At 46.5% G+C, this 14,216-nt stretch carries 9 protein-coding genes; 4 read left to right on the forward strand and 5 right to left on the reverse strand.

Annotated features, from left to right (window positions below; all coding sequences use genetic code 11):
- Window positions 1-95 precede the first annotated feature (95 nt).
- The 5 genes from ABD836_RS09515 to ABD836_RS09535 form a co-directional block, all read right to left on the reverse strand.
- The gene (locus ABD836_RS09515; RefSeq protein ID WP_344935073.1) at window positions 96-1,571 is read right to left on the reverse strand and encodes a sulfatase-like hydrolase/transferase; all 1,476 of its coding nucleotides are present in this window, start codon (window positions 1,569-1,571) and stop codon (window positions 96-98) included.
- On the reverse strand, window positions 1,496-3,880 hold the full coding sequence (locus tag ABD836_RS09520) for a right-handed parallel beta-helix repeat-containing protein (RefSeq protein ID WP_344935075.1): 2,385 nt from the start codon (window positions 3,878-3,880) through the stop codon (window positions 1,496-1,498). Before ABD836_RS09520 ends, ABD836_RS09515 begins: the two co-directional genes overlap by 76 nt.
- Before the next feature lie 813 nt (window positions 3,881-4,693).
- On the reverse strand, window positions 4,694-5,287 hold the full coding sequence (locus ABD836_RS09525) for a hypothetical protein (RefSeq protein ID WP_344935077.1): 594 nt from the start codon (window positions 5,285-5,287) through the stop codon (window positions 4,694-4,696).
- Window positions 5,288-5,647: 360 nt separating this feature from the next.
- On the reverse strand, window positions 5,648-6,193 hold the full coding sequence (locus ABD836_RS09530; protein ID WP_344935079.1) for a DUF1254 domain-containing protein: 546 nt from the start codon (window positions 6,191-6,193) through the stop codon (window positions 5,648-5,650).
- Window positions 6,190-6,762 (reverse strand): DUF1214 domain-containing protein, encoded by a 573-nt coding sequence (locus ABD836_RS09535; RefSeq protein WP_344935081.1) that lies wholly within the window; start codon window positions 6,760-6,762, stop codon window positions 6,190-6,192. The genes ABD836_RS09530 and ABD836_RS09535 overlap by 4 nt, the downstream gene beginning before the upstream one ends.
- Before the next feature lie 182 nt (window positions 6,763-6,944).
- On the opposite strand from ABD836_RS09535, the gene ABD836_RS09540 reads away from it, so the two are divergent.
- The 4 genes from ABD836_RS09540 to ABD836_RS09555 all read left to right on the forward strand — a co-directional run bounded on the left by ABD836_RS09540 (window position 6,945) and on the right by ABD836_RS09555 (window position 14,208).
- A complete protein-coding gene (locus ABD836_RS09540; protein WP_344935083.1) occupies window positions 6,945-8,945 on the forward strand; it encodes an alkyl/aryl-sulfatase in 2,001 nt (666 codons plus the stop codon).
- A gap of 327 nt (window positions 8,946-9,272) precedes the next feature.
- Window positions 9,273-10,574, forward strand: a complete 1,302-nt coding sequence (locus ABD836_RS09545) for a porin (protein WP_344935085.1) — start codon at window positions 9,273-9,275, stop codon at window positions 10,572-10,574.
- Window positions 10,575-10,625: 51 nt separating this feature from the next.
- A complete protein-coding gene (locus ABD836_RS09550) occupies window positions 10,626-12,251 on the forward strand; it encodes a BCCT family transporter (protein WP_344935088.1) in 1,626 nt (541 codons plus the stop codon).
- Window positions 12,252-12,330: 79 nt separating this feature from the next.
- Window positions 12,331-14,208 carry a DUF294 nucleotidyltransferase-like domain-containing protein gene (locus ABD836_RS09555; protein WP_344935090.1) on the forward strand — a complete coding sequence of 626 codons (1,878 nt, stop codon included), beginning with the start codon at window positions 12,331-12,333 and terminating at the stop codon, window positions 14,206-14,208.
- Window positions 14,209-14,216 lie beyond the last annotated feature (8 nt).

A 14,216-nucleotide genomic window follows, 5' to 3' on the forward strand; every position in this document is an offset into this window, starting at 1 on the left:
TTATCCCCTAGCGATAGGCTCAAGTATCCAGTCGAAGTCTTAGTTTGTGATCTAAAAAGTGTTAGTAAGTGCATATTTACAACAGCTTATAAGCATTAATATCGCAGCGTTGCCCCAGGCATGGGCTTGCTAGTCTCACTTTCCCACCATTGATTAGGTCCTTCGGCGGATATTTCTTGCCATGTGTTTATGAGCCGCTGTTTCATCTGTGCCAATTTTTCAGGCATCCCTTCGGCAAGGTCAATTTCTTCCTTCATGTCTTCTTGGATATTGAAAAGTTTGAAGTTACTCAGGGTATCATTGGCAACGATTTTCCAGTCGCCTTCGCGGAGCGCGACACGATTGTCGTAGGGAGAAACATGAGTTCGCCAAAAGAGTGGCGTTTTACGTACTAAATGCTTGCCGGTAATTGCTGGCAGAAAGTTGACACCGTCGATGGTTCTATCTTGGGGAGTTGGAAGGCCAACGATATTTAAAACCGTCGTGAAAATATCAGTGCCGATTACCGGTATGTTGCTTTCTGTATTTGCTATAACATGTCCAGGCCAGCGAACGAGAAAGGGAACACGAATCCCTCCTTCAAAATCATAGCGTTTATAGCCTTTTAAACCACCACTGCTACCGCCAAATTTAACCACTGGCCCGTTATCTGATGTAAATATTACTAAAGTGTTGTCGCTAAGGTCTTGCGTATCTAGGGCTTTCAATATCTGGCCCAGTGCATAGTCCATTTGACTGATGTTGCCATAATATTTTTTATTTTGGGGTGTTTCATTTGGGTAGAGATCTGAAAATTTAATATCGGTTGCGATGGGGGAGTGGGGCTCATGAAACCACACAGACATTAAGAATGGTTTTAGGGGCTCGCGCTTATGTTTTAACCATTGAATTGCCTCATCCGCAACCAGTGGTGCGGAATAACCATTTAGCTCGCCAACTTTCACGCCATTTCGGATGAAATTGTTGGGGTTTTTATGGCTGGGCCAAGCATTATTGTGTGTGGCAAACCAGTAGTCATAACCATGATCATTTGGCTGTGGAAATGACTTGTTATTGACTTGAGTCTTGGAGAGTAAATGCCATTTTCCAAAGTGCGCTGTACTATAACCTGCCTGTTTAAGCATCCTGGGATAGGTGATTTCACTTTTGCGAAGGTGTGTTGGCTCGGAATGTCCGGATAAATGTCGCCATACTCCATTGCGGTAGGGTGTTCTGCCAGTGAGAATTGCAGAGCGTGATGGAGAGCATACTCCTGCCGCCGCATAGCCTTGATTAAATTTAACACCTTGTTTGGCAAGCAAGTCTATATTTGGCGTTTTAATAACACTGTGGCCATAGGTGGCAGTATCTCCCCATCCTAAGTCATCAGCTACAATAACAATAATATTGGGGCGATTATGCCTTGGCTTATGTAAAGGTTCGGCTAAACATTGATATGAGAAAAGTAATAACAGAAAGATATTGATAAGTGCATTTTTTGTATTAACTCTCATTACTAATCTCTTAAAAGAAGAATAATTTTCTTTATGTTTTGATTTCTGGATATAGTTAGATTTAATTTTTTGTGCCACTTATTAGTTTGATATGCACTTAGAAAATCTTCTGCTGTATCAATTTTGTTTTTATCCAGAACTTCTAAAATTACATCATTGGCCATAATGCCACTTCTATCCATTAAGCTATCTTTTGTCACTGATATGATCATGGCTCCTGCCATTTCAGAAATACCTAAAGCAGATTGTTCGCCGAGAGTTGTAACTGTCTTTATTTTGGCGCCAAAGAGTTGGTAGGTTTTGGTCTTGTCGTTGCTTTGATTAGCAAGAATAAGACCTGGAATATTCGGTTTTAGTGCAATTTTCTTAAGCTTTGGACTCATTACGCCAACATTGTTAGTGCTGAAATTTTTGAAGCCAATTTCCTTTGCCTTTGAATCATCTTGAACTCGAAAGTCACCCGTATTTGCATTAATAAACAATGGTGGCCCATATTTTGAGCGCTTGTCTGTACCGCGCTTTTGCGCATCGTCTAATGCAGACCAATTCATGAAGTAGTTTTGGTCTATGTCTTCACCCCAGAAGTCGTTAGAGACCGGGGCATAGCCCATCATTACTATGTTGTGTTTGAATTTATCGCCGCTATTTTTAAACCAAACGTGTGGGTGCAAGGTATTGTTGATGAGAATATTGTTATAGACGTTCCGCCGAAAACCTTCTCTTAGTTTTAAACCGCCGTTGAGCAACACATTGTTATAAATATCGTAATTGGACGAACCGTCATCTAGGTCGATATCCCAGCCATGATCACATCTGAAGCGGTTGTTTCTGATCACTACGGTTTCGGTGGCATCTTTCAGGTAAAGGTCAGGGTAGGATTGCGTGATATATTCCATTTTTTTGCGTGTTGGATGCCAAAATCGGTCTCTACCCCACGAGTTAAACGCACCGTGATCACCGGTTTCTAACACGGTGTTGAAAACATCATTATATTCAATGAGATGCCCACCCCATGTACCTTCACTGACGTTTATACCAGCCCTAGGGACTTGATAGATTGAATTGTGACTGACGGTTATGGCGCGCGACATTGACAATTGCACACCAGCCACTTGCTTTTCAATCAAGCCAATGTTGTGTATTAAATTATCAATGACGAGTGAATTGGCGGGGTATAAGGCATTTTGAGGGCCAGCGGAAAAATCGATCTTATCTAACTCAATAAATTCATGGTAGGTAAAGCTAGCTGAGCGTACGGCCGATGGGTCGCCAACGAAATTTATTGCGCCTGCGCCAATATGAGAAATATGATTTCCGGAAATCTCGATATTACGAGCATAGCGGTTTACCGCGATTGCATTTCCACCAAGGTTAACAAAGCTACTGGCTTTAATCTGGATGTTTTCGGCATTTTCGATCGCGACCGCAGCGCCTCGGTATATCGCCCAATCACTTCTTAATAGTGGTTCACTTGTGTCCATAAAGCTATGTGTGGTGTGAGTAAAGGTTATGCCGCTTATCATTATGTTTTTAACAGGCTTGTTTGCATTGCCAGTAATGGTGATTAGCTGTTTTAACTGTGGTATATCTAGCTGACGGTAATTAGCTAGATCAGTGCTGTCAGGGTAGAAATACAAGGTTTGATCGCTATTATCAAAGTACCATTCTTTGGGTGCATCAAGTTCTTCAAAAACATTCTCTACATAGCGATATTTTCTATGTGGCGCTGATGGACGATTGTTCTGGTAACCACCCTCCAATATCCATTCACCGTCAGCTGCTTTTCCCGTAAGAGCATAATGCATTCCACCCCAGCGGCCTTTATGCAAAGCATGAACAAAAGCACCCTTTGGGTTTGTCCAATGTTTTGTACGTTTGGGATCTATGGCGTCTTCCGCATATCCGCCATAAATGTCTGCGTTGGGGTTGTAGTTTGGATAACGCGCCCTAATTTGCGATTTATCGCCAACGAAGACTTGATCAACATGATGAATGTCGAGCTTGGTTTTGACGATATTCTGCGTGTGTCTTTGCCATTTAGGGTTTGTTTTCTTGGCGCCACTTATTATGGTTTTTCCATCCATGGCCCCAATGAGTGAAAGGGTATTATCGGTATTGTTTTCGAGTACAAGTGTCTTATCTAAATAATAGGTTCCAGCTGCTAAGCTGACATTAACATCCCTGCCTGAAGCGAGAAGCGGTTTTGCCTGCTCAATAACGCGTGCGAGTTCTTCTGGATTATTACTTGTGACAACTATTTCTACTGCAGTACTGAAGTTTGATTCCGATGGTGTTGAACAAGCATATAAACTGAAAAGCAGTACTATCAAGCCAGAAAGAATTTCAGTATGGTGACATACTTGTTTAAGCACATTAACAAAAAACACATGAACTCCTGATTTCAGCTAGACGTCGGTGGGTTTATGTTTTGAAAAAATCCTTAAGTAAACGTCTATAAATCCGATTTGGACTGATTTTATTATCTAGGGTGGTGTTTTCGAGCTAGCGGTAAAGTACAACATCCGCTTAGATCTTCCCTATATAGTGACTTAAATATTTTTACTATCAAAGAAGCTTCATAAACTCACTTACCGATATGGCTGGTTTCGTACCCAATCAAAATTAAATGTTGAATAGCTGTACTTGGGTTGTATGCAACCATGTGTCCTTGAATAGAGCGGCAGCTTACTATTCGTAGCAAGGCATGCGATGCTTGATTATTATTGATAATTATACACAAGGAGGGTGTAGTCAAGCACCTTATTAATTTGCGGATTTAACCCCCATGCATTGTTATTGGTTAGAGTCGATAGATATGGCTTATGGCGCCGTGATGGTTGGCGATCACAACTACAACTTACACAGTTTAGTGCTGTTCTTTGTTTGGGAGCTGGCTATGTGCGGTCAACGAATCGGTGGCCTTTTTTCTGAGATTCTTAGTATTTCGGGGCAGTTAATGAGACGAAACTGTTGTATGTACACGAGATACCAGTAGGTGAAGTCAAATTTTGGGCTTTATGGCAGTTGTTGAAGGTATTGATGTGAATCGGTGAGTGTTTGTCGTGGAGGGGGCCAAATTTGCTTTGGGGGAATGAGGTGTTTTTGACGGGGGATAGGCATGTTTAACTATCGCTACGTTTAAACTCATTCGTTTATTTTCCCGCAAGGACTTTAGTTCCTTGCGGGGAATACGCTAACGTTTAAAGCGGAGCAATGGCCAAAATATCAATTGGCAACGCATCGAGGCCAGGTAAGCTACCACCGCCAATCACGGCAAATACATCAAAAGGAAGGACGCTTAAGCCAGGTACCGGGCCGCCGCTTAATATTGATACCACGTCAATTGGCAGTGCATCTAGGCCTGGCAGGCTGCCGCCAAGTAATGCGCCGGGATCAATGGGTAGGAAGGTTAAACCAGGTATGGTTGGCAGGCCAACATTCAATAGGGCTAAATAATCAGTTACGTTTGGCAGGCCACCGCTAAGCAGCACACTTGGGTCTGTAGGTAGGGCGTCAAGGCCTGGCAGGCCGCCACCAAGTAAAGCGCTAGGGTTGGTAAGTGTTTCTAAGCCAATCAAGCCACCATCAAGGGCGGGTAGCGTTGTCAGTAGTACCATTGGATCGAGGGGGAGTGCATCTAAGCCGGGAAGCCCGCTTGCGCCGCCGCCCAAGGCACCAAGCTGATTGTCGACTTGCGTTAATACGTCAATAACCGGCGCTAGTGGGCCAGCCATGCTGAGGGATGAGATCGAAGTGAACGCGACTGCAGCCGCAATTTTTTTAATACTAGTCATTCTGTTCCCCAAAATTTTATCTTCTGAAAGTGATTGCAATGCTTACGGCGCCACCGCTAACTAAAACTGTTGTAAGCGAGTAGTCATGGTACGTAGTTACACTTATATCTAGGTGTGACGGCGGTCACAAAAAATTGCCTGATCTGCTCATGAAGTGACCGCTAGTTCACGTAGAAACCCCTTTGAGATCTTGTTTTGTTTGCTCGTCTCGATACAAAGCGCCGTTAAGTAACCCTACCAAGGCAGCTTGATGAGTATGTGAGAATGATTGACAGGCAGGCCGTATGGGATGGAATGGCCGGCGGCTCGGGCGAGATAAAATGCCAATTGTAACCACCGACGTATGTTCAAATGCTGCGTTTAAATATCCGATTTAGTTTGATGGTAGCCCCCGCAGCTAACTTCCCTGCGTGCGGTATCAACTTGAGGCCAGTCAGCATTTGATGTGATCACCCGTCGCCATAAAATTAAGCCTTTGTCGCTCGGCGCCGTTACCTCGATGGCGTCGGTCGCAGGCTGTATCTCTTGCTGCTCGGTCCTTAGCACGACGGTCACCAGGTTGCCGCTTATCGCTTGGTCGTTAACTGCAAATATATTGTCGGTGTTGTCGGCAAATACAGCGAGCGATGTATAGTTATCCGATGCGTTTAATGTCGCCATTACTGGTCCGTTACTTAGGTCGTATGCACATACGGTGTAGGCAAGGTCTGGCGCTGGTCTGACTATTTTTCGGCTTTTCGCAGTGATTTTTTCTGGAATATACAGCCGATTGGCCCCTCCAGCCTCAGACTTGATATTGAACATGATGAGAGCCATAAGGGCTTTGGGCGTATAACGCACAACAACAAGGTGGCTAACGACGGCGACGATGGCGATGAATACAAGCCAGTGGGCTAAGCGTTTCATTGGCAGTTCTCCCGTTGAATTACGGGGAGTTCGACGCTTTGCGGTGCCTTGTATACCTCGGCGCTAGGGTTGTATAGGCGCAGTGTAAGAGAGTAATTGCCAGCTGCGCGGCTTGAAATCCAGTTTTTGGGGTTCGCAATTGCCGACACGATAATATCGAATTGCCCGTTCTCATCTCTCTCGACCGTTGTTTTCGCAATCGACAGTGCATTATCTGTATTTTGGGGTAAATAGTGGTCGGCTGCATAGGCGGTTAGACTCCACCAGCGGGCGTCTGGGTCTTTACCTAAAACATGGTAGGTGCAGTGTTCTTGCAGCGGCTGGCCAATGCTGTCCTCCGCGGCGGTGTAATAAAGTGTCTCTTCTTTGGATAGCGCGAGTAGGCCACCGACCGCAATGGCAGCGCGTTCGTACATATTTGAATCAACGGCGCCGGTTGCTAACAGCGTTCGCCACGGGCCATTATGCAGTGCTGCGGCGTCGAGCTGTTTGCGAAGCGCAGCTTGCGCGGACAAAATGCCAATGGTGATTCCAAGCACGAGTGCTAAGCTGTATTTGAGTATTCGCATGGTTATCGTCTTATTATGATCGCTGTGTTATTGATATTGTTATTTGTACGAACTAAATAATAACACAACAATCACGTCGATCTTCCTAGTCTGTTGCGCTTCAAAGAGCAATGTTAAGCGGCTACTAGCGCGAGGGAGGTATTACAGTTAGAACAATAAAAAATGGTGATAAGGATTAGATTATGAGAAAACTCCCTTTGTGTGCCGCCTTGGGATTGTGTGTCGCCACGCTCACACTCGGTGGCTGTAGCTCTAAAGATACTCCACTTGAGCGCGCCGCCGATGCCGACGCCTATGGCAGTACACCCGCCACAGCGCGCACGGCTGAGATAAATCGGCAGGTATTGCAAGAATTGCCTTTTGCAGACGAACAGGATTTTGTTGAGGCTAGACGTGGTCTCATCGCCAGCGCAGAGGCGCTTACGATTCGTGATAAAAACGATAAAGTAATATGGGATCAGCCGTCATACGAGTTTATTAGTGGCGATGCGCCCGATAGCGTCAATCCTAGCCTTTGGCGGCAAGCCAAGCTGAATAATATTCATGGTCTTTTTAAGGTCACCGACGGTGTTTATCAGTTGCGTGGCTTTGACCTTGCCAATATGACCATCATCGAGGGCGATAAAGGTTGGATCGTGGTCGACCCTTTGACCACGGCGGAGACCGCGGCGCGCGGAATTGAGTTTGCCCGCGAACATCTTGGCGACCAAACCATATCGGCAATTTTATTTACGCACAGCCATATAGATCATTTCGGTGGCGCGCTAGGGGCACTCGCTGCGGCGCAAACTGAGCTTGCTGATATTCGGGTTATTGCCCCAAGCGGGTTCATGGAAGAGTCGATTAGTGAGAATGTTTTAGCCGGTCCGACCATGAACCGTCGCGCGGAATATATGTATGGCATGCCGCTGCCCAGAACAGCACGTGGCCACGTGGATAGCGGCTTGGGTAAAGAGCCGGGTATTGGCACCGTGGGGATATTAACGCCCACAGACCTTGTTAGCCGTACTGGTGAGACCCTAGAGATTGATGGCGTTTCCTTTGTTTTTCAGAACGTATCAGGTTCAGAAGCACCCGCCGAATTTACGTTTTATTTACCTGAGAAAAAAGCATTTTGCGGCGCCGAATTATTGTCGCGAAATATGCACAATCTATACACTCTGCGTGGTGCAAAAGTGCGTGATGCGCTGGCATGGAGTGGTTATATTGATGAGGCCGCGACTTTGTTTAATGAGGCCGAAATATACTTTGCCAGTCATCATTGGCCCATTTGGGGCCAGCCGCGTATAAACGAATTTTTGGAAGTTCAACGCGATACGTATAAGTATATTCATGACCAAACGCTGGGTATGGCCTACAAAGGCTACACCCCAGTGGAGATTGCTGAACAATTGGCGCTGCCCGCGGCATTGCAGAAGAACTTCGCTAACCGCGGCTACTATGGCACGGTAAGCCACAATTCCCGCGCGGTCTATCAAGGGTATTTTGGCTGGTATGACGGTAATCCTGCAAATCTGAATGCATTACCCCCAGAAGATGCTGGGCGTCGCTATATTGCTGCAATGGGCGGCGCTGCAAAAGTGTTGGCGGTTGCACAGCAGGCATATAACGAGGGTGACTATCGCTGGGTCGCAACGCTGCTGAATCACTTAGTATTTGCTGAACCTAAAAACGAGCAAGCCAAAGCGCTGTTGGCGCGCAATTATGATCAGCTTGGCTACCAAGCAGAATCGGGTCCTTGGCGCGATGTTTATCTTAGCGCTGCCTATGAACTGCGTCACGGTAATACGGCAAGCACTCAGGATCTCAGCGTTGCGAGAGATATGCTGGTACACTCACCGCTCTCAAACTTCTTTAACGTGATGGCGGCGAGATTAAACGCGACGAAAGCGGAAGGCATGGAAATGACGATTAATTTCGTATTTACTGACTTGGCTGAGACTCACGTATTAAAATTAAAGAACTCGGTATTGCATCATCGACGTGCAGAGGCTGATCCAGATGCCAATGCAACACTTAAAATAAGTCATGCATTATTTCTGGATATTGCGCTTGGTCAGGCAAGTATTAAAGATTTGGTGTTCTCTGATCAGTTATCAATTGACGGTAGCAAAATAGATCTGGGTCGATTTTTTGCTCTGCAAGATGGTATTGCAGCTGGTTTTTCTATTGTGACGCCGTGATACAGTCACTCTGTATTTATGTATAGCATCCGTTTGCTGTACATATCGATATTTTCAATACCACCGTGTGCGTTAAAAGGCAGATAGCTGTCGCTTAGCGCACACTGCGTGTCGCTTTATTTTCGAATATTTAAATTTCAATTATTAGTTTAGCGTCTACTTAAGATGTAGCGCACGCATTACGGGCAACGCACTGTATTTCCATGGAACCAAGGAAAAATAGGTTATTAGATCAATATCGGTTGCTGGCGATAAATGTGCTGAATTATGGCAGAGGTACTGGTAACTGCTTTGGCTTAGATCAATTTTATATCATAGGAAATAATCATGAATAAACATCGTTTACTTTCGATCGCAATGGCAGCTACTTTCGCCACGCCGCTGTTTGCCCAAGCGGTCGAGATCTCAGCAGAAGAACTCGCGACGCTTAAAGCACAAATTTCGGCCCTGCAAACTAGGTTGGCGGAAATCGAGGCGCAAGCAGAACTAACGACTTCGTCAGTTGCAATAAACTCCCAGGCCTTAACGGAGAAGCAAGCGACTGTGGCACCGGTAAAAGAAAAATCCAAGGACGGCATTACAGTCGGTGGCGCAGTTCGTACGAATTACAGCCACACCTCATACAGTGAAGGAAATAAGGACCGTGGTGGGGATTTTGATTTTGATATCTTCAGGTTGAATCTACGCGGTGAGATCGGCGATGTGTCATTGAATGGTGAGATTCGCTTTTTCGACTATATGACCGCGATTAAATACGCTTACGTTGGCTACCAATTCAGTGAAAATTGGCAGGTAAACGCAGGGGTCACGAAAGTGCCCTTTGGTAATAGCCCGTATAACTCCAATAATTATTTTTTCAGCGCAAATTATTACCTGGGTCTAGAAGATGACTTTGACCTAGGTGTGGTGTTTAAACGCAATGTTGCCGAACATTGGCAACTTGATCTCGGTTTTTTCAAAAATGACGAACTCGGCGGAATCGATGGTTACGTAGATAACCGTTCCGACCGCTACTCATACGATATTGTCGGTGCGCGAACTGCTGGCGAAGGTATTTACGATGAGCCGGGTCAGGCCTTGGGTGAATACAATACGTTTAGTGGCCGCTATGCCTATCATTTTGAGCAGGGCGAGTTATCCACGGAAGTGGGTGTGTCAGTTTTAAGTGGCGGGCTGCATGACGGAGACAGCCGCGCTGGCGATTATGATGCGTGGGCACTTCATGCTAACAGCCAGTATCAAAATTGGCATTTACAACTTCAACATAGCCAATATCGTTACGACATAGACAATGTTGAGCAAGTTGCCGTTGGCGCTTATTCCTTTTATGACACCATCGCTGCTGAGGCGACGTCCACAACGCTGAATATCGCTTACGACATGGCGGTGAACTTCGGCGCTGTGACTGGTCTGCAATTTTATAATAATTATGGCGTTGTTTACGACAAGTCAGACGCAACGGCAAATACCGTGATGAATGTAACTGGGGTGTCTGTTGCAGCGGGCGGCTTGTTTACTTATTTCGATTGGGTACACGCCAAGAATCAACCCTTTGTCGGCGGCAGCGCTGTGGGGGATAGCGGTGATTACGAGCAGCGTTTAAACATTAATGTTGGTTACTATTTTTAAGCCAGTTGAGCGCAATACACTGAAACTAACAAACGCAGTAAGGATAATCTGATGACAGATAAAAAGGATCCCATGGTCCCCGACGGCCAGGTCACGCCAATCAATACTGACTATCAAGTTGGGCAAGACAATATTGTGCTGAATATTGGTCCCTTTGGGCTAGATATACACAATCGGGTCTTTGCCATTTCTGCGCTTGCCGTGATTGCATTTGTCGCACTGACACTGTTTTTTCAAGAACAAGCTGAACCCATGTTCAGTGGCGTGCGTAATTGGCTGACGAGCAATCTAGATTGGTTTTTTATTAGTGCGGCAAATATTTTCGTGCTGATATGTTTGGTTTTGGTTGTCTCGCCACTAGGGCGGGTGCGCCTCGGTGGTACCGAAGCGAAACCGGATTATAGTTATCTAGGCTGGTTTTCGATGTTGTTTGCTGCAGGTATGGGCATCGGCTTGATGTTTTATGGGGTTTCTGAGCCTCTGACCCATTTTGGGACTTCCTTTGCCGGCACCGTTGGGGAGAGTGGTGCGCGTACCGATTGGGCGCCTTTGGCTGGCGCCGCAGGTGATGCTGAGTCAGCGGAACGTTTGGCAATGGCTGCTACCATCTATCACTGGGCTCTGCATCCTTGGGCTATATACGCGGTAATGGCATTGGGCTTGGCGTTGTTTTCCTTTAACAAAGGTTTACCGCTCACTATTCGCTCTGTTTTTTATCCTCTCTTGGGCGAGCGGGTTTGGGGTTGGCCGGGTCATATCATCGATATTCTGGCCGTGTTGGCGACACTATTTGGCTTGGCGACGTCGCTGGGCTTGGGGGCATCGCAAGCGGCTTCCGGTTTGCACTATCTGTTTGGTATCCCGCTAGGCGAAACTACGCAGATCTTGTTGGTGATCGGGATCACTTCTATAGCACTTATTTCTGTAGTGAAGGGCCTGGATGCTGGGGTGAAAAAATTATCTGAGATCAATATGATCTTAGCCTTACTGCTGCTGGCATTTGTGGTGGTCGTCGGGCCAACCTTAGCCATCGCGACTGGCTTTGCCGAAAATATCGTCGCCTACTTCCGCTATTTACCTGAACTGGCTAATCCCATAGGCCGTGAAGACAGCAACTTTGCCTCGGGCTGGACGGCCTTTTACTGGGCGTGGTGGATATCATGGAGTCCTTTTGTGGGTATGTTCATTGCTCGCGTATCACGTGGTCGCACAGTGCGGGAATTTATTGTTTCTGTATTATTGATCCCGTCTACCGCGTGCGTGTTCTGGATGACGGTTTTTGGCGGTACCGCAATTAAACAAGTGGTGGTCGATAATTATCAAAAAGTGGTTGAGGCTGATTTACCCCTGCAATTGTTTAGCATGCTTGATGCCTTGCCCTTGTCGAGTATCACCTCGTTCATTGCGATTGTGCTGGTAATTGTGTTCTTTGTGACCTCGTCCGATTCTGGTTCCTTGGTGATTGATGTGATTTCTGCCGGTGGCAAGGTTGATTCGCCAACGCCACAGCGGGTGTTTTGGTGTTTGTTTGAAGGTTTAGTGGCCGTATCGCTCATTGTGGGGGGTGGCTTGGTGGCTTTGCAGGCCATGGCGGTGTCTACCGGCTTACCCTTTACGCTGGTGCTGCTGGTGGCCGCATTTTCTACGGTGAAGGGCTTAATGTCGGAGCCCCGATAACCCCGAGCTGTTTGGCTGCTCGTCTTGAATCTATAATGGGTTCCGGGCGGGCATATGAAGTAGATTACGGAGCAGAATAATGCAGGCTGAGCAATCCGAAGTATTGGATTTTTTTCGGCGTTATAAGCCATTCTCAAATTTACCTGAGGAAGCGTTGAACAACGTCGCTAATAGCGTTGAAATCGCCTATTACCGCGCCCAGTCACCTATTCTTCAATTAGGACAAGATAATCGCCATTGGTACGTGATCCGCAGCGGTGCAGTCGAGGTTTTTCGCCGCGACGGGCAACTATATAATCGGCTCGGCACAGGTGATTTTTTTGGCGAGCAAAGCGTTATGCTTAATCGGCCTGTGCGTTTCCCGGTTACGGCTTTAGAAGACTCGCTGGTGTATCTCATTAGCGAGGAGACATTTAATTATTTATTTGACAATTTTGAGCACTTTGCCGATTTTGTCGAAGTAGAAGATCAGACTCGCTTACGCCAATCTATATCAAAGCACGATAGCGATGATGCATTGCTCACTGCGAAAGTAAGTACCTTAATCACGGCGCCACCGGTTATGGTCGCTAGCGCGACCACCGTACATCAAGCCGCCATTCGTATGACCGAAGAGAACGTATCTTCATTATTGATTACCGCTTCTGAACAACACGAAGGCCAAGCAGGTGAAATCATCGGCATTGTGACTGATCTAGATATTCGCGGCCGGCTTGTCGCGAAGGGGCTAAGCAGTGAAACCCCGGTGGTGAATATCATGAGCACCGAGCTGATTTACGTGCAAAGCCATCAGTTCGTTTTCGACGCGATGATGTTAATGCTCAAACACAAGGTGCAGCACCTCCCTGTGCTGAAGAAAAAGCAAGCAATTGGCCTAATTAGTCATTTGGATATTTTGCGTTACGAATCGCAAAACAGCTTGTTCGTGGTTAAAAGTATTTTTAATGCACAGAACGTCGATGACTTAGCTGTACTTACTCCAGAGGTTCACGCTTGTTTTGCTCGAATGGTGCATCAAGATGCCAACTCGCAGATGATCGGCAATGCGATGGCGGTGATTGGGCGGAGCTTTAAACAGCGTTTATGTGAGCTAGGCGAAGCGCATTTAGGCACACCGCCCGTGCCGTACTGTTTCTTGGCATTAGGCTCTATGGCGCGTGGCGAGCAATTGATTGTAACAGATCAGGACAACGCGCTTATTTTGGATGATAGTTTTGTGCCGGCCTTGCACGACGAATATTTCAGCGCACTTGCCAGCTTTGTCAGCGACGGTTTAGCGCGTTGCGGCTATAGCTACTGCACCGGAAACATCATGGCAAGCAACCCTCGCTGGCGACAGTCTTTCTCGGTTTGGCAGCAATACTTTCGGGAGTGGATTGAAAGGCCAAGCGCCGAGTCTTTATTACATAGTTCAATATTCTTTGATCTAGAAGGAGTGTGGGGTCAGACCAAGTGGGCGGAAGCCCTCAATCAGTTGATTCGCGACAAGGCCCAGAAGAATTCACGATTCCTAGCATGCATGGCCCGCAATGCCTTGCTGCGAACGCCCCCTTTGGGCTTTTTTAAGGACTTCGTGATGGAAACCGATGGCCAGCAAACAAATTCAATTAATATGAAGCGCCGAGGTACTGCACCGATAGCCGATCTTGTTCGCATTCACGCATTGCTAGTTGGCTCAACAGCGCGTAACACCTTTGAACGCTTAGAGGACATTATTGACGCGAAGATCTTGCCGCCCGGCCGAGGCATGGATTTACGTGACGCACTTGAATTTATTGCCATGGTTAGAATTCGCCATCAGGCCTTAGATATCGAATTGAAGCGAGAGCCAGACAATAATATTGAACCAGAGCATTTGTCGGATTTTGAGCGTAAAAACTTAAAAGAGGCTTTTCAAATACTTAGTAGTGCGCAACGTTACTTGAAGTTCAGATATCAACCCGGCAGGGTAAGTTGAGGGGCGGG

Origin of the sequence: Zhongshania borealis (assembly GCF_039539625.1) — a bacterium.
Classification (GTDB): domain Bacteria; phylum Pseudomonadota; class Gammaproteobacteria; order Pseudomonadales; family Spongiibacteraceae; genus Spongiibacter; species Spongiibacter borealis.

Coding starts and splice junctions, on each gene's coding strand:
- ABD836_RS09535 (WP_344935081.1), bottom strand. CDS start 6,762: ATGCGAATACTCAAATACAGCTTAGCACTCGTGCTTGGAATCACCATT.
- ABD836_RS09545 (WP_344935085.1), top strand. CDS start 9,273: ATGAATAAACATCGTTTACTTTCGATCGCAATGGCAGCTACTTTCGCC.
- ABD836_RS09530 (WP_344935079.1), bottom strand. CDS start 6,193: ATGAAACGCTTAGCCCACTGGCTTGTATTCATCGCCATCGTCGCCGTC.
- ABD836_RS09550 (WP_344935088.1), top strand. CDS start 10,626: ATGACAGATAAAAAGGATCCCATGGTCCCCGACGGCCAGGTCACGCCA.
- ABD836_RS09525 (WP_344935077.1), bottom strand. CDS start 5,287: ATGACTAGTATTAAAAAAATTGCGGCTGCAGTCGCGTTCACTTCGATC.
- ABD836_RS09540 (WP_344935083.1), top strand. CDS start 6,945: ATGAGAAAACTCCCTTTGTGTGCCGCCTTGGGATTGTGTGTCGCCACG.
- ABD836_RS09555 (WP_344935090.1), top strand. CDS start 12,331: ATGCAGGCTGAGCAATCCGAAGTATTGGATTTTTTTCGGCGTTATAAG.